Source organism: Microbacterium sp. C23T (genome assembly GCF_053345975.1).
This window is the reverse complement of sequence record NZ_JBKFBD010000022.1, coordinates 15,716-36,997: the sequence shown is the minus strand read 5'-3', so window position 1 is coordinate 36,997 and position 21,282 is coordinate 15,716. Positions and strand designations below refer to the sequence as shown.

18 protein-coding genes and 2 tRNA genes are annotated in these 21,282 nt (G+C 70.3%); 10 read left to right on the top strand and 10 right to left on the bottom strand.

The window, feature by feature from the left end; genetic code table 11:
• Positions 1-45 precede the first annotated feature (45 nt).
• The 3 genes from glgB to glgX form a co-directional block, all read right to left on the bottom strand.
• Positions 46-2,223 carry a 1,4-alpha-glucan branching protein GlgB gene (gene glgB, locus ACLBXX_RS13470; protein ID WP_447658416.1) on the bottom strand — a complete coding sequence of 726 codons (2,178 nt, stop codon included), beginning with the start codon at positions 2,221-2,223 and terminating at the stop codon, positions 46-48.
• Positions 2,220-4,304, bottom strand: a complete 2,085-nt coding sequence (locus ACLBXX_RS13465) for a maltotransferase domain-containing protein (protein WP_447658415.1) — start codon at positions 4,302-4,304, stop codon at positions 2,220-2,222. Before ACLBXX_RS13465 ends, glgB begins: the two co-directional genes overlap by 4 nt.
• Positions 4,305-4,380: 76 nt before the next feature.
• Positions 4,381-6,465, bottom strand: a complete 2,085-nt coding sequence (gene glgX, locus ACLBXX_RS13460) for a glycogen debranching protein GlgX (RefSeq protein WP_447658414.1) — start codon at positions 6,463-6,465, stop codon at positions 4,381-4,383.
• 123 nt (positions 6,466-6,588) lie between these two features.
• Between glgX and ACLBXX_RS13455 the strand changes: the two genes are divergently transcribed.
• The 4 genes from ACLBXX_RS13455 (at position 6,589) to ACLBXX_RS13440 (ending at position 11,698) form a co-directional block, all read left to right on the top strand.
• Complete coding sequence (locus tag ACLBXX_RS13455) at positions 6,589-7,773, top strand: cysteine desulfurase family protein (protein ID WP_447658451.1); 1,185 nt, start codon at positions 6,589-6,591, stop codon at positions 7,771-7,773.
• A 9-nt stretch (positions 7,774-7,782) separates the two neighbouring features.
• Positions 7,783-8,880, top strand: coding sequence for a tRNA 2-thiouridine(34) synthase MnmA (gene mnmA / locus ACLBXX_RS13450; protein ID WP_447658413.1), 1,098 nt, complete (start codon positions 7,783-7,785; stop codon positions 8,878-8,880).
• A 127-nt stretch (positions 8,881-9,007) separates the two neighbouring features.
• A complete protein-coding gene (gene ligA, locus ACLBXX_RS13445) occupies positions 9,008-11,335 on the top strand; it encodes an NAD-dependent DNA ligase LigA (protein WP_447658450.1) in 2,328 nt (775 codons plus the stop codon).
• A 54-nt stretch (positions 11,336-11,389) separates the two neighbouring features.
• Entirely contained in the window at positions 11,390-11,698 is a 309-nt protein-coding gene (locus tag ACLBXX_RS13440) for a YciI family protein (protein ID WP_447658412.1), read from the top strand.
• A 4-nt stretch (positions 11,699-11,702) separates the two neighbouring features.
• On the opposite strand, the gene ACLBXX_RS13435 is transcribed toward ACLBXX_RS13440, so the two are convergent.
• Positions 11,703-13,403: a long-chain-fatty-acid--CoA ligase gene (locus ACLBXX_RS13435; protein WP_447658411.1), complete on the bottom strand. Its 1,701-nt coding sequence runs from the start codon at positions 13,401-13,403 to the stop codon at positions 11,703-11,705.
• Between the two features lie 60 nt (positions 13,404-13,463).
• Here ACLBXX_RS13435 and gatC point away from each other — a divergent pair, with 60 nt between their 5' ends.
• The 6 genes from gatC (at position 13,464) to ACLBXX_RS13405 (ending at position 19,153) form a co-directional block, all read left to right on the top strand.
• Positions 13,464-13,763, top strand: a complete 300-nt coding sequence (gene gatC / locus ACLBXX_RS13430; protein ID WP_447658410.1) for an Asp-tRNA(Asn)/Glu-tRNA(Gln) amidotransferase subunit GatC — start codon at positions 13,464-13,466, stop codon at positions 13,761-13,763.
• A 10-nt stretch (positions 13,764-13,773) separates the two neighbouring features.
• Complete coding sequence (gatA, locus tag ACLBXX_RS13425; RefSeq protein ID WP_447658409.1) at positions 13,774-15,294, top strand: Asp-tRNA(Asn)/Glu-tRNA(Gln) amidotransferase subunit GatA; 1,521 nt, start codon at positions 13,774-13,776, stop codon at positions 15,292-15,294.
• Positions 15,294-16,817: an Asp-tRNA(Asn)/Glu-tRNA(Gln) amidotransferase subunit GatB gene (gatB, locus tag ACLBXX_RS13420; RefSeq protein ID WP_447658408.1), complete on the top strand. Its 1,524-nt coding sequence runs from the start codon at positions 15,294-15,296 to the stop codon at positions 16,815-16,817. Before gatA ends, gatB begins: the two co-directional genes overlap by 1 nt.
• 102 nt (positions 16,818-16,919) lie before the next feature.
• Positions 16,920-18,182 carry a DNA polymerase IV gene (locus ACLBXX_RS13415; protein ID WP_447658407.1) on the top strand — a complete coding sequence of 421 codons (1,263 nt, stop codon included), beginning with the start codon at positions 16,920-16,922 and terminating at the stop codon, positions 18,180-18,182.
• Between the two features lie 82 nt (positions 18,183-18,264).
• Entirely contained in the window at positions 18,265-18,585 is a 321-nt protein-coding gene (locus ACLBXX_RS13410) for a hypothetical protein (RefSeq protein ID WP_310291154.1), read from the top strand.
• Complete coding sequence (locus ACLBXX_RS13405) at positions 18,560-19,153, top strand: hypothetical protein (RefSeq protein ID WP_447658406.1); 594 nt, start codon at positions 18,560-18,562, stop codon at positions 19,151-19,153. Before ACLBXX_RS13410 ends, ACLBXX_RS13405 begins: the two co-directional genes overlap by 26 nt.
• 7 nt (positions 19,154-19,160) lie before the next feature.
• On the opposite strand, the gene ACLBXX_RS13400 is transcribed toward ACLBXX_RS13405, so the two are convergent.
• From ACLBXX_RS13400 to ACLBXX_RS13375, 6 genes are all read right to left on the bottom strand, one after another.
• Entirely contained in the window at positions 19,161-19,655 is a 495-nt protein-coding gene (locus ACLBXX_RS13400; RefSeq protein ID WP_447658405.1) for a DUF2017 family protein, read from the bottom strand.
• Positions 19,652-19,960, bottom strand: a complete 309-nt coding sequence (clpS, locus tag ACLBXX_RS13395; protein WP_447658404.1) for an ATP-dependent Clp protease adapter ClpS — start codon at positions 19,958-19,960, stop codon at positions 19,652-19,654. The genes ACLBXX_RS13400 and clpS overlap by 4 nt, the downstream gene beginning before the upstream one ends.
• Positions 19,951-20,298, bottom strand: coding sequence for a metallopeptidase family protein (locus ACLBXX_RS13390; RefSeq protein WP_082496959.1), 348 nt, complete (start codon positions 20,296-20,298; stop codon positions 19,951-19,953). Before ACLBXX_RS13390 ends, clpS begins: the two co-directional genes overlap by 10 nt.
• A 59-nt stretch (positions 20,299-20,357) precedes the next feature.
• Positions 20,358-20,433 (bottom strand) — tRNA-His (locus tag ACLBXX_RS13385).
• A gap of 38 nt (positions 20,434-20,471) precedes the next feature.
• The gene (gene orn, locus ACLBXX_RS13380; RefSeq protein ID WP_310291146.1) at positions 20,472-21,098 is read right to left on the bottom strand and encodes an oligoribonuclease; all 627 of its coding nucleotides are present in this window, start codon (positions 21,096-21,098) and stop codon (positions 20,472-20,474) included.
• Between the two features lie 77 nt (positions 21,099-21,175).
• Positions 21,176-21,248, bottom strand: a tRNA-Arg gene (locus tag ACLBXX_RS13375).
• Positions 21,249-21,282 lie beyond the last annotated feature (34 nt).

The following is a 21,282-nucleotide window of genomic DNA, read 5'->3' as shown; positions in this document are numbered from 1 at the left end:
CCCCGGATGCTGCATCCGGGGCCCTCATCGCGCGTCAGAGGATTCTCAGCCCTTCGTGGGCGAGGGGATGTGTGCGTCCGTCCGGTGGCGCAGCCACAGGACGCCCAGCGGCGGCAGCACGAGCGATGCGCGTCCGCCTGCGCCCGCGTGGACCACGCCGAGGTTGCCGACCCCCGACCCGCCGTACAGCTGCGCGTCGGTGTTGAGGATCTCGTCCCACACTCCGGTCTCGGGAAGGTCGAGCTCGTAGGACGAGATCGGGTTGCCCGAGAAGTTCGCGGCGACGACGATCGTGTTGCCGTGCCAGTCCCTCCGGGCGAAGGCGATCACATTGGGGTTCCACTTCGGCGCACCCAGGCGCGTGAACGCCGCACCGTCGCTGTCGCGCGCCCACAGTGCGGACTCCTCGCGGTAGACCCGGTTGAGCGCGCCGACGAACTGCTGGAGCTGGGCGTGCGTGGGCTGATCGAGCAGCCACCAGTCGAGCGAGCGGCCTTCCGACCATTCCGAAAGCTGACCGAACTCCTGGCCCATGAACAGCAGCTGCTTGCCGGGGTGCCCCCACATGTAGGCGAGGAATGCGCGCATGTTGGCGAGCTTCTGCCAATGGTCGCCCGGCATCCGTGAGAAGAGGCTGCCCTTGCCGTGGACGACCTCGTCGTGGCTGATCGGCAGCACGTAGTTCTCGCTGAACGCATACACGAACGAGAACGACAGCTCGCCCTCGTGGTGGGAGCGATAGATCGGATCGCGCGCGATGTACTGGAGCGAGTCGTTCATCCAGCCCATGTTCCACTTGAAGCCGAAACCGAGTCCGGCCTGGCTGGTGGGCGCGGTGACCCCGGGGAAGCTCGTCGACTCCTCGGCGATCATCGCGATGCCGGGATACCGCTTGTATGCGGTGGCGTTCACCTCCTGCAGGAAGCGGATCGCCTCGAGGTTCTCGCGGCCGCCGTGCACGTTCGGCGCCCACTCGCCGTCTTCGCGCGAGTAGTCGAGGTAGAGCATCGAGGCCACGGCGTCCACGCGCAGCCCGTCGACGTGGAACTCCTCGAACCAGTAGAGCGCGTTGGCGACCAGGAAGTTGCGCACCTCGTTGCGACCGTAGTCGAAGATGTACGTGCCCCAGTCGCGGTGCTCGCCCCGCCGCGGGTCGGCGTGCTCGTACAGCGGCTCACCGTCGAAGCGGGCGAGGGCGAAGGAGTCCTTCGGGAAGTGGCCCGGCACCCAGTCCATGATCACGCCGATGCCGGCCTGGTGGAGCCGGTCGATGAGGTACCGGAGGTCGTCGGGGTGCCCGAATCGGCTGGTCGGTGCGTAGTACCCGGTCACCTGGTAGCCCCACGACCCCCCGAACGGGTGCTCGGCGAGCGGAAGGAATTCGACGTGGGTGAAGCCCTGCGCGCTCACGTAGTCGATGATCTGATCGGCGGCTTCGCGGTACGACAGCCCCTGACGCCACGAGCCGAGGTGGAGCTCGTAGACCGACATCGGCCGCGACACCGGTGTCGACTTCGAACGCTGAGTGAGCCATGCGGCATCGCCCCACGAGTAGGAGGACTGGACGACGACGGATGCTGTGGCCGGCGGCACTTCCGCGAACCGGGCCATCGGGTCGGCCTTGAGCACCCAGTCGCCGTTGCGGGCACGAAGTTCGAACTTGTAGGTCGAGCCCTGGCCGACGCCGGGGATGAACAGCTCCCACACGCCGCTCGCGCCCATCGAGCGCATCGCGTGCCCCTGGCCGTCCCAGCCGTTGAAGTCGCCCACCACGCGCACCGCGCGGGCGTTGGGCGCCCACACCGTGAAGGCGGTTCCCAGCGAGCCGTCGTGCTCGCGCTCGTGGGCACCGAGCACACGCCACAGCTCCTCGTGGCGTCCCTCGCCGATGAGATGCAGGTCGAGCTCGCCGATCGTGGGAGAGTGACGGTAGGGATCGTCGGCGATGAAGTCGGGACCGTCGGGGTACGTGGTCAGCAGCTCGTACCGGGTCAGCGCTCCCGCGCGCGTCCCCTCCCAGATCCCGCCGTGCACGTGCTCGAGCGGCACGCGGGTGCCATCGGCGAACACCGCGGTGACGCTGCGCGCCAGCGGCCGGCGGGCGCGAACGATCCAGGTCGCGGTGCCCTCGGCATCCGTGTCGGGATGGATGCCGAGCACGGCGTGGGGATCGTGGTGCGAGCCCGTCGCGACGGCATCGAGGATCTGGTCGGCGGGCGTCATCGGGACTCCTTCACGTGGAGGATGTGGACCGGCTCGGTGAACGCGTCGAGCATCACGAAGTTGTGATCCGACCACGTCCACCGGGCGCCGGTGACGAGGTCCTCGACCTCGTACGGCGTGCCCGGCTCGACGCCCCACACACGGGTGTCGAGGTGGACCATCGTCTGACGCACCGAGTGGGGGTCGGTGTTGACGACGACGATGATCGTGTCGCTGCGGCCGTCGGGAGACAGCGCGGCGTCGAGGTGCTTGGTGTAGACCAGGATGGCGTCGTCGTCGCTCCAGTGGACGCTGAGGTTGCGGAGCTGCCGCAGAGCCGGGTGCGCGCGCCGGATCTCGTTAAGGCGGGTGAGGAACGGCGCGAGCGAGTCGCCGCGCTCGACGGCGCCCGCCCAGTCGCGGACCTTGTACTCGTACTTCTCGTTGTCGATGTTCTCTTCGGAGCCCGGGCGTGCGACGTTCTCGTAGAGCTCGTAACCCGCATACACGCCGTAGCTGGGGGCGGCGGTCGCCGCGATGGCGGCACGGATGCGGTACGCGGCCCTGCCGCCGAACTGCAGGTACTCCGTGAGGATGTCGGGCGTGTTGACGAAGAGGTTGGGGCGGAGGAAGGCGGAGGTCTCGTGCGCGAGTCCCGAGAGGAACTCCTCGAGCTCCGCCTTCGTGTTGCGCCACGTGAAGTACGTGTAGCTCTGCTGGAAGCCGGCGGATGCGAGGCTCTGCAGCGGAGCCGGCCGCGTGAACGCCTCGGCGAGGAAGACGACGTCCGGCTCGTCGGCCGAGACCGTCGCGATCAGCCACTCCCAGAACTGCAGCGGCTTGGTGTGGGGATTGTCGACGCGGAAGATGCGCACGCCCTGGGCGATCCAGTGGCGCACGATCCGCAGCACCTCGGCGCGGATCCCTTCCGGATCGTTGTCGAAGTTGACCGGGTAGATGTCCTGGTACTTCTTCGGCGGGTTCTCGGCGTAGGCGATCGACCCGTCGGGGAGGGTCGTGAACCACTCCGGATGCGCGGCGACCCACGGGTGGTCGGGCGCGGCCTGCAGCGCGAGGTCGAGGGCGATCTCGATGCCCGCGTCGCGTGCTTTGCGCACGAACGAGCGGAAGTCCGCGAGTGTGCCGAGGTCGGGGTGGACGGTGTCGTGGCCGCCGGCCGCCGAGCCGATCGCCCACGGCGAGCCGGGGTCGCCGTGACCCGCGTCGAGCGTGTTGTTCGGCCCCTTGCGGTTGAGCGTGCCGATCGGGTGGATCGGCGGCAGGTAGAGAACGTCGAAGCCCATGTCGGCGACGGCCGGGAGCCGCTTGACCGCCGTGCGGAACGTGCCGCTCTTGATGGTGCCGTCCTTGAGGCGACGGGCCCCTTCCGATCTGGGGAAGAACTCGTACCAGGCGCCGACGCCGGCGCGCTCGCGCTCGACGAGCAGCTCGAGGTCGTCCCCGATGGTCACGAGCGACATGACCGGCCGCTCGTGGAAGTACTGTGCGATCGCAGGGTCTTCGACGATCGACAGCGCCCCGGCATCGTCGACCTCGGTGTCGCGCAGGGACGCCGCCGCGTCGGCGAGCGCTCGGCGTTCCGCCGCGGGGCGGCCCCTCTCGGCGCCGGCCTGTTCGAACAGGCGAGCGCCCATCTCGCGCATGAGAGGGACGTCCACCCCCGCCGCGATCTTGAGCGATGCGGCGTGCTCCCACGTGGCGAAGTCGTCGCCGAACGACTCGAACCGGAAGCGCCAGATGCCCTGCTCGAGCAGGGCCACCTCGGTGCGCCAGCGGTCGAAGCCGTCCTCGAGCGGGTCGAGGCGGTGCAGCGACTCGTCGCCGGAGGGCGAGAACAGCCGCACCTGCACGCCGATGCGGTCATGCCCTTCGCGGAACGACGTCACCCCGAACGGCACCACCTCGCCGACGAACGCCGTGGGCCGGTAATCGCCCCACGGAACCGCCGGTGTCGGCTGCGCGAGAGGAACGCGCCGCGCTGCGGTATCGCGTTCCGCCTGCCAGGCGCGGGTCTTGCGGACGGGGAGTGCCGAGGCGCTCCGCCACGGGCGGGAGCGCACGGAGCGCGTCTTCGTGACCACGACTCGAACCTATCGCGCGCCCGACCGGGATGACAGCGACGTGACGCGGTGCCGCGATTTCGTCGGCGGTTCCGAGCTACTCGGCACGGAAGAGACGCATCGACGTGCCGGCGAGCGAGACGGTGTCTCCGGGTGCGAAGGTCTCCCCGCTCTCGGACGGCGTCTCGTCGGCGCTCGACCACAGCGACACGTATCGTGTCACGTCCTCCACGTCGGGAAGCGTGACGTCGATCGCCCGCTCCGTGCCGTGGACCATCAGCAGCACGCGGTTGAACCCCTCGAACTCGGGCGTCGACGCGGCGACGTACTGCAGCGTGCGGTGCGACGGATCCGTCCACCGCTCGCCCGACATGGTCTCGCCGCGCTCGTCGTACCACTCCATGACGGATGCCGACGGCGTGCGTTCGCCGAGCCGCGCGAAGCGGCTCGGGCGCAGCGCCGGGTTGTCTCGACGCAGACGGAGCAGGTGTCGCACGTGTGCATACAGCTCCTGCTGCCACGGCGCGTGCTCCCACGACAGCCAGGTCAGGACCGAGTCGTGGCAGTAGGCGTTGTTGTTGCCGCGCTGCGTGCGGGCGAACTCGTCGCCGGCGGTCAGCATCGGCACGCCGGCCGACAGCAGCAGCGTGCCCATGAGGTTGCGCATCGCCTTGCGCCGCGTCGAGAGGATGCGCTCGTCGTCGGTCGGTCCCTCCGCGCCATGGTTGAAGGATCGATTGGTGTCGGCTCCGTCGCGGTTCTGCTCGCCGTTGCCGAGGTTGTGCTTGACGTCGTACGAGACGAGGTCGCGCAGCGTGAAGCCGTCGTGGGCTGTCACGAAGTTGATGCCGGCGAGCGGACCGCGGGCGTCCGCGAAGGTGTTCGCGGAACCCGCGAGGCGGTTCGCGAACCCGCCGATGCCGACCGGGGAGGTCGAGGCGCGGCGGGCATAGTCGACGTCGCTCAGCCAGAAGTTGCGGACGCGGTCGCGGTAGCGATCGTTCCACTCGCTCCAGCCGTCGCCGAAGTTGCCGGTCTGCCAGCCGCCCATGCCCACGTCCCAGGGCTCGGCGATCATCTTGACGCCGGCGAGCGCGGGGTCGTCGAGGATGGCGCGCAGCAGCGGATGCTCCGGGGTGAACACGTGTCCCGCGTCGCGTCCGAGCGTCGCAGCGAGGTCGAACCGGAACCCGTCGATCTGCACGTCGTTCGCCCAGTAGCGCAGGGAGTCCAGCACCAGGCGGGCGGCAGCATCCGTCGACGTGTTCACCGAGTTGCCGCAGCCGGTGACGTCGATGTACGCGCCGTCCTCCTGCTGGCGGTAATAGGCGCGGTTGTCGATGCCGCGCAGACTCGAGCGCGGACCGCCGATGCCCTCCTCGGCCGTGTGGTTGTAGACGACATCGAGGATCACCTCCAGCCCCGCCTCGTGCAGCAGCTTCACCATGCCCTTGAACTCGCGCAGGACCGCCTCGGGGCCCTGTCGACGCGCATCCTCGGTCGCGTAGGCGGTGTGCGGGGTGAAGAAGTTCAGCGAGTTGTAACCCCAGTAGTTGGTGAGTCCGTGCTGGAGCAGTCGCGGTTCGGTCGTGAACGCGTGGATCGGCAGCAGCTCGATGCTCGTGACGCCGAGGTCGAGGAAATGCTGCACCATGGCCGGGTGGGCGAGGCCGGCGTACGTGCCGCGGAGGGCGCCCGGGACATCGGGATGCCGCTTCGACAGGCCCTTCAGATGGCCCTCGTACAGCACCGTGCGGTCCATCGGGATCGCCGGCTTGGCGACACCGCCCCAGTCGAACGATCCGTCGACGACCTCCGAACGCCAGCCGTCGTAACCGGTGCGGACCAGGCCGCGGGAGTAGGGCTCGAGCAGGAGCGTGCCGCGATTGAAGGTGTTGCCGGGGGCTTGCGGCCCGTCGACGCGGATCGCGTATCGCGTGCCGGGGCGCAGGAGCGGCGTCGTGATCTCCCACACGCCGCCGCCGATCGCGACGAGGGGCTCGGTCGCGGTGATCCAGTCGAGGTCGGTGTCGTCGAAGACGACGAGGTCGATCGCGTCCGCCGCGTCCGACCAGACGCGCAGGCGTGCGTGCCCGTCGAGGAGCACGACGCCCAGCCCATCGAGCTGGGGATCGAGCAGATCCGCGTCAGGGGGCGAGATCACGGAGACCGGGCTGATCATGCGGACTACCATAACCATGGTCCGAGTCGGCGGTGTTACGACACCGGGTCCCACCGGACACGGAACTCGGATGCAGCAGCCGCCGCATCCGATCGCGAGGGAGGCCGACCGGTCATGAGCGACGTGCGGATCTATCTGGATCACGCCGCGACCGCGCCGCTGCGACCGGAGGCGCGAGACGCGTGGGTCGACGCCGCGGCGACGGTGGGCAACGCCTCGTCCATCCACGGCGCGGGTCAGCACGCGCGACGTGTGCTGGAGGAGGCGCGCGAGCGCCTCGCCGCGGTGGTGGGGGCGGACCCGATCGAGATCGTCTTCACCTCGGGCGGCACCGAGGCCGTCAACCTCGCGGTCAAGGGCCTGTGGTGGGCGCGCCGACCGGAGTCCGACGCCGTGGTGCTGCCGGACGGTGAGCACCACGCCACCCTCGACGCGGTCGAGTGGCTCGAGGCGCAGGGTGCGAGCCTCCGGCACGTCGGCATCGACGACGCTGCCCGGATCCGCGTGGACGAGTTCGCCGCGGCGCTGTCCGACGCGGCTCTGGCCACCGCGCTCGTCGCGAACAACGAGGCCGGCACGGTGAACGATGCGGCCGCCCTTTCGGCCGCGGCCGCGGCGGCGGGCGTGCCGCTGCACCTCGACGCAGTGGCGGCCTTCGGTCACGTGCCGGTGTCGTTCCGCACCTGGCGGGGCGATGCGCGGGGTCGCGCCGGGCTCGCAGCGATGAGCGTGTCGGCGCACAAGATCGGCGGCCCGACGGGCGTCGGCGCGCTCGTCGTGGCGCGCGGCGCGGAGCTCACGGCGCTCCTGCACGGCGGTGGCCAGCAGCGACGACTCCGCGCCGGCACGCAGGACGTGCCCGGCGCCGTGGCCTTCGCGGTCGCCGCAGAACTCGCGGAGGCGGAACGCCTGGCAGAGGCGGAGCGACTCGCCGCCCTGCGGGAGCGGCTGGTGGGCAGCATCCGGAACCGAATCCCCGATGCCGAGCTGCTCGGAGACCCGATCGACCGTGTCCCGGGCAACGCGCACCTGCTCTTCCCGGGGGCGTCGGGTGAGACGCTGCTGTTCCTCCTCGACATGGCGGGCGTCGAGGTCTCCACCGGATCGGCGTGTCAGGCGGGGGTGCCCGAGCCGTCGCACGTCGTGCTCGCGATGGGACGGACCGATGCCGAGGCCCGCCAGGTGCTGCGGTTCACGCTGGGGAGGACCACCACCGACGCCGACGTCGACGCCGTGCTCGCGCTGCTGCCCGACGTCGTCGAGCGCGCGAGGGCGGCATCCGGGCCACGGTCAGGCAGAGGTTCGTAGACTGGACCCATGCGGATCCTTGCGGCCATGAGCGGTGGAGTGGACTCCGCCGTCGCGGCCGCCCGGGCCGTCGAGGCGGGACACGAGGTCGTCGGCGTGCATCTGGCGCTCTCACGGGCCGGCGGCACGCTGCGCACCGGCAGCCGCGGCTGCTGCACCATCGAGGACGCCATGGACGCGCGCCGGGCCGCCGATCGCCTCGGCATCCCCTTCTACGTGTGGGACTTCTCCGAGCGGTTCCGCGATGACGTCATCGACGACTTCGTGGCCGAATACCGCGCCGGTCGCACGCCGAACCCCTGCATGCGGTGCAACGAGAAGATCAAGTTCGCCGCGCTCCTGGAGCGTGCGATCGAGCTCGGCTTCGACGCGGTGTGCACAGGGCATTACGCCACGCTGGTCGACGGCCCGGAGGGCCTCGAACTGCACCGCGCCTCGGACGCCGCGAAGGACCAGTCCTATGTGCTGGGCGTCCTGAACGCGGAGCAGCTCGCGCACACCTACTTCCCGCTGGGTGCGACACCGTCGAAGGCCCTCGTGCGCGCCGAGGCCGAGGAGCGCGGCCTGACCGTCGCGCACAAGCCGGACAGCCACGACATCTGCTTCATCCCCGACGGCGACACGCGCGGCTGGCTGGCCGAGAAGGTCGGCGCCGAGCGCGGTGACATCGTCGACCGGACCGGCGCGGTCGTGGGAGCGCACGACGGCGCGCATGCCTTCACCGTCGGCCAGCGCCGCGGCCTTCAGCTCGGCGTTCCGGCGCCCGACGGCAAGCCGCGCTTCGTGCTCGAGGTGCGGCCCGTGTCCAACACCGTCGTCGTGGGCCCGAAGGAGGCCCTCGCGACCGCCGAGATCGCGGGGGAGCGGTACTCCTGGGCCGGGCGTCCCCAGCCCGCCGGCGAGTTCGCCTGCCATGTGCAGATCCGCGCCCACGCGGACCCCGTGCCGGCGACCGCCACGCTCGCGGACCGCCTGCTGACGGTGGTTCCCGAGGCGCCGTTCGACGGCGTCGCTCCGGGCCAGACGGCCGTGCTGTACGACGGCACGCGCGTGATCGGGCAGTTCACGATCGATCGCACGGTCTCGGCTGTTCCGGTCGACGCCTAGACCGGATCGGATGCTGCGCCGCCCGGTTCTGCGGGCGCTTCGGCGCCCTGGCGGTGTCCGACCCCGCTCCTAGACTGGTGCGGTGACGGATGACCTCGGTACGCCAGCCTCCGCCCCGCTCGATGCGGTGGCCCCCCTCCCCGCCGACGCCGGTCTGGAGGCCTCGCGCGCCGAAGCGCAGGAGCTGACGGACCGCATCATCGACGCCCGCGACGCGTACTACGGCCGCAACGCCGAACTCGTCGACGACGCGACCTACGACGGGTGGATGCACCGGCTCGAGGAGCTCGAGCGGCTGCACCCCGAACTCCAGGGCCAGGACTCGCCGACCCAGACCGTCGGCGCGGCCGAGAGCTCGATGTTCGCCCCGGTCGAGCACGCAGAGCGCATGCTGAGCCTCGACAACGTGTTCAGCCTCGACGAGCTGCGGGACTGGTGCGTGAAGGCCGAGACGGCGGCCGGCCGCAAGGTGCGGTGGCTCACCGAGCTCAAGATCGACGGACTCGCGATCAGCCTGCGCTACGAGAAGGGCGTCCTGACCTCGGCGGCGACGCGCGGCGACGGCCGCACGGGTGAGGACGTCACGGTCAACGCGATCCGCGTGGCGGGGATCCCGCAGCGACTCGAGGGCAGCGGACACCCCGACCTCGTCGAGGTGCGCGGCGAGGTGTTCATCCCGGTCGCGGCCTTCGAGGCGCTCAACGCGCTGCAGGCCGACATGCGCGACCGCGCCGTCGAAGAGACGCGCGCCCGCGGACGCGCGTTCGACGAGGCCAAGGCGCGCCTGAGCGCGGAGCGGCGGTTCCCGTCGTTCGCCAACCCGCGCAATGCCGCCTCGGGCGGCCTCCGCCAGCAGCTCGACAAGAAGGACGGCCTGGAACGCGAGGCCGGGCAGGCCCGGCTCGATTCGCTCCGCCTCTTCGTCCACGGCATCGGGGCGTGGAGTCGCCCGCCGGTCGATTCCCAGAGCGAGACGTATGGCCTCCTCGCCGAGTGGGGACTTCCGGCCAGCCCGTACTTCCGCACGGCCGACGACATCGACGGTGTCCTGGACTTCGTCGCACATTATGGCGAGCACCGCCATGACGTCGAGCACGAGATCGACGGCGTCGTCGTCAAGGTCGACGAGCTCGCGCTGCACGACGAGCTCGGCGCGACCAGCCGCGCGCCGCGGTGGGCGATCGCGTACAAGTACCCGCCCGAGCAGGTGAACACGAAGCTGCTCGATATCGTCGTCTCGGTCGGTCGTACGGGTCGCGCCACGCCGTTCGCCGTGATGGCGCCGGCGCGCGTCGCCGGGTCGGTGGTGCGTCAGGCGACGCTGCACAACCAGGACGTCGTGCGCGCGAAGGGTGTGCTGATCGGCGACACGGTCGTGCTGCGCAAGGCCGGCGATGTGATCCCCGAGATCCTCGGTCCCGTGGTCGAGCTCCGCGACGGCACCGAGCGCGAGTTCGTCATGCCCGCCGACTGCCCCGAGTGCGGCTTCCCGCTCGCGCCGGCGAAGGAGGGCGACATCGACTTGCGCTGCCCCAACACGCGGGCCTGCCCGGCCCAGGTGCGCGGCCGCGTCGAGCACATCGGCTCGCGCGGTGCGCTCGACATCGAGGCGCTGGGCGAGGTGACCGCGGCTGCGCTCACGCAGCCGTCGGTACCCGAGGTGCCTCCCCTCGAGACCGAGGCGACGCTCTTCGAGCTCACGGTCGAGCAGCTGGTGCCGATCGAGGTCGTCGTGCGCGACGCCGAGACCGGCGAGCCGCGCATCGACGAGAAGTCGGGTGAGATCGTGCGGCGGGCGCCGTTCCGACGCAACCCCACTCCGGCCGAGAAGAAGGCCGGCATCACCGACGCACAGCCGTCGGCGCAGGCTCTGACGCTCATCGATCAGCTGGAGCGCGCGAAGTCCAAGGAGCTGTGGCGTTTCCTGGTGGCTCTCAACATCCGCCACGTCGGGCCGGTGGCGGCGCGAGCACTGGCGCAGTGGTTCGGGTCGGTCGCGGCGATCCGTGAGGCATCCCGCGACGACCTCGCCGCGGTCGAGGGAGTGGGCGGGATCATCGCCGACTCCCTCGGGGAGTGGTTCGAGGTGGACTGGCACCGCGACATCGTCGAGCGGTGGCAGGCGGCAGGCGCCCAGCTCGCCACCCCTGGCCACCCAGGGCCCGGCGCGGCCGTCAGCACCGGGGGAGTGCTCGACGGCCTCACCGTCGTCGCGACCGGCTCCCTCGAGGGCTACAGCCGTGAGGGGGCGCAGGAGGCCATCCTCAAGGCCGGCGGCAAGGCCGCGTCGAGCGTGTCGAAGAAGACGGACTTCGTCGCGGCCGGCCCGGGCGCCGGTTCGAAGCTGGCGAAAGCGGAGGAGCTCGGGATCCGGATCCTCGACGCCGCGCAGTTCCACATCCTCGTGACGCAAGGACCCGAGGCGCTCGACGCCCTCGTTCCCGACGCGGGCTGACGCCGACTTCCCGAGGACGGTGCGCCGGCGGTCCGCGGCTGGGATGATGACCGCATGGCGCAGTGGCTCTATCGGATCGTCCCGTCTCGACCCGAGATGGTCGCCGACGCGACTCCTGACGAGCAGCGCATCGTGGGCGAGCACTTCGCCTACCTGGTCGCGCTACGCGACCGCGGTGCACTGGTCCTCGCCGGGCGGACGCAGGAGACCGCGGGCACCTTCGGCATCACGATCTTCGAAGCCGACGACGAAGCCACGGCGCGCGGGATCATGAACGCCGACCCCGCCGTTGCGGCCGGCGTCTTCGTCGCGTCGCTGCATCCCTATCGGATCGCAGTCGCGCGCGACGGCCTCGAGGACTGAGCCGTCAGGCTCCCGTGTTCAGCGCGAGGAGGCGGTCGCGCACCTGGCGGCGCAGCACCTTGCCGATCAGGGACTTGGGCAGCTCGTCGACCACGTAGATGCGTCGCGGCACCTTGTAGGGCGTGAGGATGCCCCGCGCGAAGTCGCGCACGGCTTCGACGTCGATCTCCTGGCCCGGGGCGACCACGATCGCGGCGACGACCTCCTCGCCGGAGTGCTCGCTCGGGAGTCCGACGACGGCCGCGTCCTCGACCTGGGGGTACTGGCGAAGCGCGTTCTCGACCTCGGTGGGCGCGACGTTGAAGCCGCCCGTGATGATCAGCTCCTTGATCCGGTCGACGATGCGCACGAACCCGGCGTCGTCGATCGTGACGATGTCCCCGGTGCGGAACCAGCCCTCGGTGAACACGGCCTCGGTCTCTTCGGGCTTGCCGTAGTAGCCGCTGAACACCTGCGGGCCACGCACGACCAGCTCACCCCGTTCTCCGGCGGGCACGTCCTGGGTCGGGTCGTCCGGGTCGACGACGCGGCACTCGGTGCCCGGGAGCGGAAGACCGACCGTCCCCGGGACCCGGTTGTCGGCGACGGGATTCGCCATCAGCACCGGCGAGCACTCGCTGAGCCCGTAGCCCTCGACGAGGAACCCGCCGGACGCCGCCTCGAAGGGCACCACGAGCTCGTGCGGGAGCGCCATGGCGCCCGAGATCGCGACCTCGGTGCCCGCGAGCGACACACCCTTCTCACGCGCGGCTTTGAGGAGGCGATCGGCGATCGGCGGGACGAGCGGGAGGAAGGTGGCGGGATGCTTCTTCGTGACGTCGAGCACCATGTCGGGGTCGAAGCGGGGGAAGAGGACCAGGCGCGCGCCCATCGACATCGCGAAGGTCAGGCACAGGGTGAGTCCGTAGGCGTGGAACATCGGCAGCACGGCGTAGACGACGCACCCGTCTCCGCGGACGATCGAGGGCACCCACGCGCGGGCCTGCGCCGCGTTCGAGAGCAGGTTGCGATGCGTGAGCGAGGCGCCCTTCGGAGTGCCGGTCGTTCCGCTCGTGTACTGGATGAGCGCGAGGTCGTCGGTGCCGGGGCGCGGATGGGATGCCGGGAGCGCCGGCGACCCGACGATCTTCTCCCATGTCACCGTCCCCGAGACCCGTTCGGTCAGCGCCTCGCGCGCCTCGCGGGCTTTGGCGATGGGGAGCTTGAGGGCGAGGCGGGTGCCGAACGGCATCGCCTTGATCACGTCGACCGAGATGAGGTTCGTCACGGCGAGATCGGCGGGGAAGTCCTGCACGGTCGCGACGACCTTGGTCCAGACGATCGCGTGCTTCGCGCCGTGGTCCTCGAACTGCTTGCGGAGCTCGCGCGGCGTGTAGAGCGGGTTGTGCTCGATCACGACCGCGCCCAGGCGCAGGATCGCGTAGAACGCGACGATGTGCTGCGGGCAGTTCGGCAGCACGATCGCGACCGGGTCACCGGCCTTCACTCCGAGGTCACGGAGTCCGGCGGCCGCGCGCTCGATCTGCTCGTGCAGCGAGCGGTAGGACGTCTCGCGTCCGAAGAACTGCAGGGCCGCAGCATCCGGGTAATCGCGTGCCGACGCATCGACGATGTCGACGAGCGAGCCCGTCACGGGGGCGAGGTCCTCCGGAACCCCTTCGGCATAGCTGGCGATCCAGGGGCGCGGCGGGTCGTAGGTCGTCACGGGCACAGCCTACGCCGGGGACGCCCGGGGCCATGGGTGCGGCCCCGGTAGTCTTAGGTGGTGTCTGAAATCACCCCCGATCTCGTGCGCCATCTCGGTGTGCTCGCCCGGATCCAGCTGAGCGACGGAGAGGTCGAGCGCCTCACCGGCCAGCTCGACGCCATCGTCGACAACATCGCCAAGGTCTCCGAGGTCGCCACCCCCGACGTCCCCGCCACCAGTCACCCGATCCCTCTCGAGAACATCTTCCGTTCGGATGTGCCCGGTGGTCTGCTGACACCCGCGCAGGTGCTGCAGAACGCACCGGATTCCGCGGACGGCCGATTCCGCGTGACCGCGATCCTCGGCGAAGAGCAGTAAGGGGCCCGACGTGACCGATCTCACGAAGCTGAGCGCCGCCGCGCTCGCAGACAAGCTCTCCGCCGGCGAGGTGTCGAGCGTGGAGGCCACGCAGGCCCACCTCGACCGCATCGCCGCCGTCGATGCCGATGTGCACGCCTTCCTCCACGTCAGCGAGCATGCGCTGGACGTGGCCGCCGACATCGACCGCCGGCGCGCAGCCGGTGACGACCTCGGCCCGCTCGCGGGCGTCCCCCTCGCGATCAAGGACGTGCTGGTCACGACGGACATGCCGTCGACCAGCGGCTCGAAGATCCTCGAGGGCTACATGTCGCCGTACGACGCGACCGTCGTCGCGCGCTCGCGCGCCGCGGGTCTCGTCCCGCTCGGCAAGACGAACATGGACGAGTTCGCGATGGGCTCGTCGACCGAGCACTCGGCGTACGGTCCGACACGCAACCCCTGGGATCTCTCCCGCATCCCCGGCGGCTCGGGCGGTGGCTCGGCCGCCGCGGTCGCGGCGTTCGAAGCCCCGCTCGCCCTCGGCTCCGACACCGGCGGATCCATCCGCCAGCCCGCGCACGTCACCGGCACCGTGGGCATCAAGCCGACCTACGGGGGCGTCAGCCGCTACGGCGCGATCGCGCTGGCCTCGAGCCTCGACCAGGTCGGCCCCGTCACGCGCACGGTGCTCGACGCCGGACTCCTCCACGACGTGATCGGCGGGCACGACCCGCACGACTCCACGTCGCTCGCCCACGAGTGGCCGTCGTTCGCCGCCGCCGCGCGAGAAGGCGCGACCGGCCAGGTGCTCAAGGGCCTCAAGGTCGGCGTGATCCGCGAGCTGCCCGACAGCGGCTTCCAGGCCGGCGTGTCGGAGTCCTTCCGCGCGGCTCTCGCCGCGATGGAGGCCCAGGGCGCCGAGATCGTCGAGATCAGCGCGCCGCACTTCGAGTACGGCGTCGCCGCGTACTATCTGATCCTCCCGGCCGAGGCATCCAGCAATCTTGCGAAGTTCGACTCAGTCCGCTTCGGACTGCGTGTCGACGTGCCGGGGGGCACCGTCGAAGACGTCATGGCCAAGACACGCGACGCCGGCTTCGGCGACGAGGTGAAGCGCCGCATCATCCTCGGCACCTACGCCCTGTCGGCGGGCTACTACGACGCCTACTACGGCTCGGCCCAGAAGGTGCGCACGCTCATCCAGCAGGACTTCGCGGACGCGTTCTCGAAGGTGGACGTCATCGCGACGCCGTCGGCTCCGACCACGGCGTTCAAGCTGGGCGAGAAGATCGACGACCCGCTCCAGATGTACCTCAACGACGTGACGACCATCCCGGCGAACCTCGCGGGCGTGCCCGGCATCTCGATCCCGTCGGGCCTCGCGTCCGAGGACGGCCTGCCGGTCGGCATCCAGTTCCTCGCCCCGGCCCACGAGGACGCTCGCCTGTACCGCGTCGGTGCGGCGCTGGAGTCCCTGCTCGTCGACTCGTGGGGCGGCCCGCTCCTCGACAGGGCGCCGGCGCTCGGCGCGAACGGAGGTGCCCGCTGATGGCGAAGGACAAGCTGATGGACTTCGACAAGGCGCTCGAGCTCTACGAGCCGGTGCTCGGGTTCGAGGTGCACGTCGAGCTCAACACCGAGACCAAGATGTTCTCGGCGGCGGCCAACCCGGCGAACCACGCGAACCACGGTGCAGAGCCGAACACCCTGGTCGCTCCCGTGGACATGGGACTGCCGGGCGCGCTCCCCGTCGTCAACGAGACCGCGGTGCGGTACTCGATCAGCCTGGGCCTTGCCCTCGGCTGCTCGATCGCACCGTCGAGCCGGTTCGCGCGGAAGAACTACTTCTACCCCGACCTGGGCAAGAACTACCAGATCTCGCAGTACGACGAGCCCATCGCCTTCGAGGGCTCGGTCGACATCGAGCTCGCCGACGGCGAGATCGTCACGGTGCCGATCGAGCGCGCGCACATGGAAGAGGATGCCGGCAAGCTCACGCACGTCGGCGGCTCGACCGGTCGCATCCAGGGCGCCGAGTACTCGCTCGTCGACTACAACCGCGCCGGCGTCCCGCTCGTCGAGATCGTCACGAAGCCGATCTTCGGCGCCGAGCACCGCGCGCCCGAGATCGCGAAGGCGTACGTCGCGACGATCCGCGACATCGTGATCGGACTGGGCATCTCGGAGGCGCGCATGGAGCGCGGCAACCTCCGCTGCGACGCCAACGTCTCGCTGCGTCCGCGCGGCCAGGAGAAGCTCGGCACGCGCACCGAGACGAAGAACGTCAACTCGATGCGCTCGGTCGAGCGTGCCGTGCGGTACGAGATCCAGCGTCAGGCCGCCATCCTCGCCGCTGGCGGGACGATCACTCAGGAGACGCGCCACTGGCACGAGGACACCGGCACCACGTCGCCCGGTCGTCCGAAGTCCGACGCGGACGACTACCGCTACTTCCCCGAGCCCGACCTGCTGCCGGTGGCGCCGTCCATCGAGCTGATCGAGCAGCTGCGCGCGGCCCTGCCCGAGCCGCCCGCAGCCCGCCGCCGCCGTCTCAAGGCGGACTGGGGCTTCGCCGACATCGACTTCCAGGGTGTCGTGAACGCCGGTCTGCTCGCCGAGGTCGAGGCGACGATCGCCGCGGGCACGTCGCCGGCAGCGGCGCGCAAGTGGTGGACGGGTGAGCTGCTGCGCATCGCGAACGCCGAGGGGCGCGAACCCGCGGAGCTCGCCACCCCCGCGGACGTGGCTGCACTGCAGGCGCTGGTCGACGCGGGAACGCTCACCGACAAGCTCGCGCGCCAGGTGCTCGAGGGCATGATCGCCGGTGAGGGCACGCCGCAGGAGATCGTCGACGCCCGCGGCCTCGCAGTAGTCTCGGACGACGGCGCGCTCATCGCGGCGATCGACGAGGCGCTGGCCGCTCAGCCCGACGTGCTCGAGAAGATCCGCGACGGCAAGGTGCAGGCCGCGGGCGCCGTCATCGGCGCGGTCATGAAGGCGATGAAGGGCCAGGCGGACGCCGCACGCGTGCGCGAGCTGGTGCTCGAGCGCGCCGGCTCGACGGGCGCGTAACGGCTGAGGGCGCGTGAGCGCCCGTGCAGCTTCGAGAGGGCGGATCCCGGCTGGGATCCGCCCTCCTTCTTCGATGTCCGGGGTTGGTGGAAGGATCGACGCATGGGGCGTGGCGACGGGACCGGCCGTGTCGTCTCACCAGACGGTGCCGATGACAGTGGCGCCGGCATTCTGCACGTCGACATGGACGCGTTCTACGCGTCGGTCGAGCAGCTGGACGATCCGTCGCTGCGCGGCAAGGCGATCATCATCGGCGCGCCCGACAGCCGCTCGGTCGTGTCCAGCGCGTCGTACGAGGCCCGGCGCTACGGCGTGCGTTCGGCCATGCCGGTCGGCCAGGCGCTCCGGCTGTGCCCGCACGCGGTCGTCGTCCCCCCGCATTTCGACCGGTACCTCGAGACGTCGGCACAGGTCATGCGCATCTTCCGCGATGTCACCCCGCTGGTCGAGCCGCTGTCGATCGACGAGGCGTTCCTCGACGTGCGGGGCGCGCGCCGGCTGTGGGGGAGTCCCGGAGAGATCGCACGGATGCTGCGCCGCCGCGTCCTCGACGAGACCGGCCTCACATGCAGCGTGGGCGTCGCGGCGACCAAGCACGTCGCGAAGATGGCCTCGACGATGAGCAAACCCGACGGGCTGCTCATCGTCGCGGAGGCAGACACGACCGCGTTCCTCGCGCCGCGGTCGGTGCGCGCGCTGTGGGGCGTCGGCCCCAAGACGTCCGAAGCGCTCGAGGCACGCGGCATCCGTACCATCGCCGACGTGCTCGACACGCCCCGCGAGCTGCTGGACCGTGCTCTCGGGGTCGCGATGGGGGATCGGATCTGGCATCTGGCGCGGGGGATCGACGCGCGCGAGGTCGACACGAGCCGCGTCGAGAAGAGCGTGGGGCACGAAGAGACCTTCCATGAGGACATCGGCGACACCGCCATCCTGCGCTCCGAATTGCGGCGCCTCGCCGATCGTGTGGGTGCCCGACTGCGCAGCAGCGGGTGGGAGGCGTCGACCGTCGCGATCAAGGTGCGCTACGCGGACTTCACGACGATCTCCCGCTCGCAGACGCTCACCGAGCCCACGGCCGTGGGGCAGCGCATCGGCGATGCCGCCCACGAGCTCTTCGCGTCGGTGGATCGAGCGCTGCCTGTGCGGCTCATCGGTGTGCGCGCGGAGAAGCTGCGCCCCGCGGGCGCGGCGATGCCGACGCTGTGGGACGACGACGAGGGATGGCGCCGCATCGAGGACGCGCTCGACGGTGCCACCGCGAAATTCGGACGCGGCGCGGTCACCCGCGCCACACTGCTCGGTACGCGCGGCGGAGGCACCCTGCCGTCCAGCCCGCCCCCGCCCCGGCTCGACCAGGGGTGACGCGCTCGGTCGAGGCTGGATGGGGTCACCCGAGTTGGCCTGCGCGCTGTGCGCGCGGCGCGGCGGCGGGTACGTTGGACCCATGCCCAACATCGCACTCGAACTCGGCAAGCAGTCCGCGTCCTTCGGCGTGAAGAGCGCATACGGCGATCAGCAGGACGTCGACGGCGTCCGCATCATCCCGGTGGCGCTGACGTGGTCCGGCTTCGGCGGCGGATCCGACGAGGCGGGGAACGGCGGTGGCGGCGGAGGCGGTTGGGCCATCCCGGTCGGCGCATACATCCGTCGGGGCGATGACCTCCGGTTCGAGCCGAACATCATCGCGCTCCTGACGGTCGCGGTTCCGTTCGTCTTCTTCGCCGGTCGCGCGCTCAGCCGTGTCATCCGCACCCTCAAGAAGTAACTCGGACGCGGTCGGCAATTCGCTCGGGATCGCGGTCGATCGGATCATCGCGGCAGTCGCAGAGGTCGCCGCATCCAATCCCGTCGTCCTCATCGACGGACGAAGCGGTGCGGGCAAGACTTCGCTGGCACGCACGCTCGTGGCGAGATGGCCCCTGCGCGGCCGCGTTCAACTCGTGGCGCTCGACTCGGTCTACCCGGGCTGGGACGGCCTGGACGACGGCGTCGAGCTCGCGAGGGAGCTGATCCTGACGCCGCACGCCAAGGGAATCGTGGGGGTGTGGCAACGGTGGGACTGGACCGTCGGCGAACCTGCTGAGGCGCATGCCGTCGATCCGTCTCTGCCGCTCATCGTCGAAGGCTCCGGTGCGCTCACCCCGGCGACCGCTCGGCTCGCGGATGTGCGGGTGTGGCTCGAGTCGCCGGCGGCATCGCGCAAGGAGCGCGCCCTGGCCCGCGACGGCGCGACGTACCGTCCTCATTGGGATCGATGGGCGCGGCAGGAACAGCAGCACGTGACCCGCGACGATCCGATGAGCCTCGCGTCCCTCGTGTTCCCCGTGCCGTGAGTGCGGATCAGTCCCCGCTGTCGAGAGCCGCGACGAGACCGTCGAGCCGGTACCCGATCCAGTCGTAGACGCCGAACCGCGGATCGTCGTGTTCGTGATCGTCCTCGTCGACGACGCCCAACCGGGTGGCGAGCACCAGGCGGACGGCGGCGAGGGTGCGCAACCAGGCCTGAGCCGTCTCGGGGGCGAGCCTGATCTCCACCTGCTCCAGCAGTGCCGGGTCGTCGGGGTCCTCCGGGATCTCGGCCGCGTCCTGGAGGGATGCGAGCACGAGACCTGCGTCGGAGGCACGCCGATCGAGCAGGTCGGACTGCGTGAGCGCCCGGAACTCCCGCGCCGCGTCCTCGTCGTCCGAGTAGGCCGACGGCACCAGCCGGGCGATGGCGGGGTCGCCGTCGTCGGGCGCGGATTCGCGCAGCAGTTCGGCGAACTGGCCGACCAGGCCCGCGAGATGGGCGGCCTCGAGGCGGGCGACCTCGAGCACGACGACCCGGTCGCTCATCGGGGCTCCTGTCTCACGGTGGCCCACAGGCCGTAGTCGTGCATCGCCTGCGCGTGCATCTCCATCTGCTCGCGGGGGCCGCGCGAGACGACCGCGTGCCCCTCGTTGTGAACCGCGAGCATGAGGCGCTCAGCGTCCGGGCGGGCGAGGCCGAAGTACTCGCGGAACACGTGCGTGACGTAGCTCATGAGGTTGACCGGATCGTCCCAGACGACGGTCTGCCAGGGGCGTACGGGATCGACGAGCTCGGAGAGGTCGATGTCTTCGTCGACCGACGGTGTGGCGAGCGCGGCCATCATGCCCATCCCAGCTCGTGAAGGCGGTCGTCATCGATTCCGTAGAAGTGCGCGATCTCGTGCACGAGCGTCGTGTGGACCTCATCGCGCAGCTCGTCTTCGTCGTCGCAGACCGCCAGATGGGGTTCGCGGTACACGATGATGCGATCCGGCAGCTCGCCGATGCCGTAGCGCTCCCGCTCGGTCAGCGCCCAGCCGTCGTACAACCCCAGCAGGTCGAGGCTGCCGTCCTCGGGCCGGTCCTCGACGACGAACACGACGTTGTCGAGGCCCTCGACCATGTCGTCGGGGAGCGCATCCAGCTCGTCGATGACGAGCGTCTCGAAGGTGGCGGCATCCATCTCCATCATGATGCCCCGCTTCTACGCGAATGGGGCGCGTGAGACGCGCCCCATTCGATCTGACTTGGGGTGAGTAACGGGGCTCGAACCCGCGACATCGGCCACCACAAGGCCGCGCTCTACCAACTGAGCTATACCCACCATGTGCCCCGCTCGCGCGGGGCAACCAGATGATTCTCTCACACCTCGGGAGCAAACGACGACACGACGGCAGCAGCGGCTGCGCGCGCGCCGTCGCTCGTCGGACCGGGCTCCGGAACGAACACCGCCTGGCGGTAATAGGCGAGCTCGCGGATCGACTCGAGGATGTCGGCGAGGGCGCGGTGGCCGCCGTCCTTCGCGGGTGCGTGGATGTACGCGCGCGGGTACCAGCGGCGCGAGAGCTCCTTGATGCTCGACACGTCGACGTTGCGATAGTGCAGCCAGCGGTCCACCCGCGGCATGTACTTCGCCAGGAACATGCGGTCCGTGCCGATGGTGTTGCCCGCGAGGGGAGCCTTGCCCTCCAGTGGGACGAACCGCTGGATGTACTCGAGGACCTGGAACTCGGCGTCCGCCAGGCTCACGCCGTGCGGAATCTCGTCGAGCAGCCCCGAGGAGCGGTGCATGTTCGTGACGAACTCGTTCATGTTCGCCAGTGCCGAGTCGTCCGGTTTGATCACCACCGAGAAGCCCGGGTCGAGCGTTCGCAACTCGAAGTCGGTGACGACAACGGCGATCTCCACCAACTCGTCGACGCCCAGGTCGAGGCCCGTCATCTCGCAGTCGATCCACACCAGACGGTCGTTCTCGGATGCACCCACCATGTGCTCCATCCTTATCGCAAGTCCAGACATCCCACGGGCCTGGACCCAGGTGCCGACTCCCACGCCGGACCCGTTCGCCCCTCCGGGAGGATTCGAACCCCCGACCTTGCGGGTAGAAACCGCTCGCTCTGTCCCCTGAGCTACGGAGGGAAAGGTCCTTCCACACTACCGGGTCGCACCACGC

Excerpts from the sequence above, each read along its gene's own strand:
- glgB (WP_447658416.1), bottom strand. The coding sequence starts at position 2,223 with ATGACGCCCGCCGACCAGATCCTCGATGCCGTCGCGACGGGCTCGCAC.
- ACLBXX_RS13415 (WP_447658407.1), top strand. The coding sequence starts at position 16,920 with ATGGGGCGTGGCGACGGGACCGGCCGTGTCGTCTCACCAGACGGTGCC.
- ACLBXX_RS13400 (WP_447658405.1), bottom strand. The coding sequence starts at position 19,655 with ATGAGCGACCGGGTCGTCGTGCTCGAGGTCGCCCGCCTCGAGGCCGCC.
- mnmA (WP_447658413.1), top strand. The coding sequence starts at position 7,783 with ATGCGGATCCTTGCGGCCATGAGCGGTGGAGTGGACTCCGCCGTCGCG.
- glgX (WP_447658414.1), bottom strand. The coding sequence starts at position 6,465 with ATGATCAGCCCGGTCTCCGTGATCTCGCCCCCTGACGCGGATCTGCTC.
- clpS (WP_447658404.1), bottom strand. The coding sequence starts at position 19,960 with ATGGGCATGATGGCCGCGCTCGCCACACCGTCGGTCGACGAAGACATC.
- ACLBXX_RS13410 (WP_310291154.1), top strand. The coding sequence starts at position 18,265 with ATGCCCAACATCGCACTCGAACTCGGCAAGCAGTCCGCGTCCTTCGGC.
- gatB (WP_447658408.1), top strand. The coding sequence starts at position 15,294 with ATGGCGAAGGACAAGCTGATGGACTTCGACAAGGCGCTCGAGCTCTAC.
- ACLBXX_RS13390 (WP_082496959.1), bottom strand. The coding sequence starts at position 20,298 with ATGGAGATGGATGCCGCCACCTTCGAGACGCTCGTCATCGACGAGCTG.
- orn (WP_310291146.1), bottom strand. The coding sequence starts at position 21,098 with ATGGTGGGTGCATCCGAGAACGACCGTCTGGTGTGGATCGACTGCGAG.
- ACLBXX_RS13440 (WP_447658412.1), top strand. The coding sequence starts at position 11,390 with ATGGCGCAGTGGCTCTATCGGATCGTCCCGTCTCGACCCGAGATGGTC.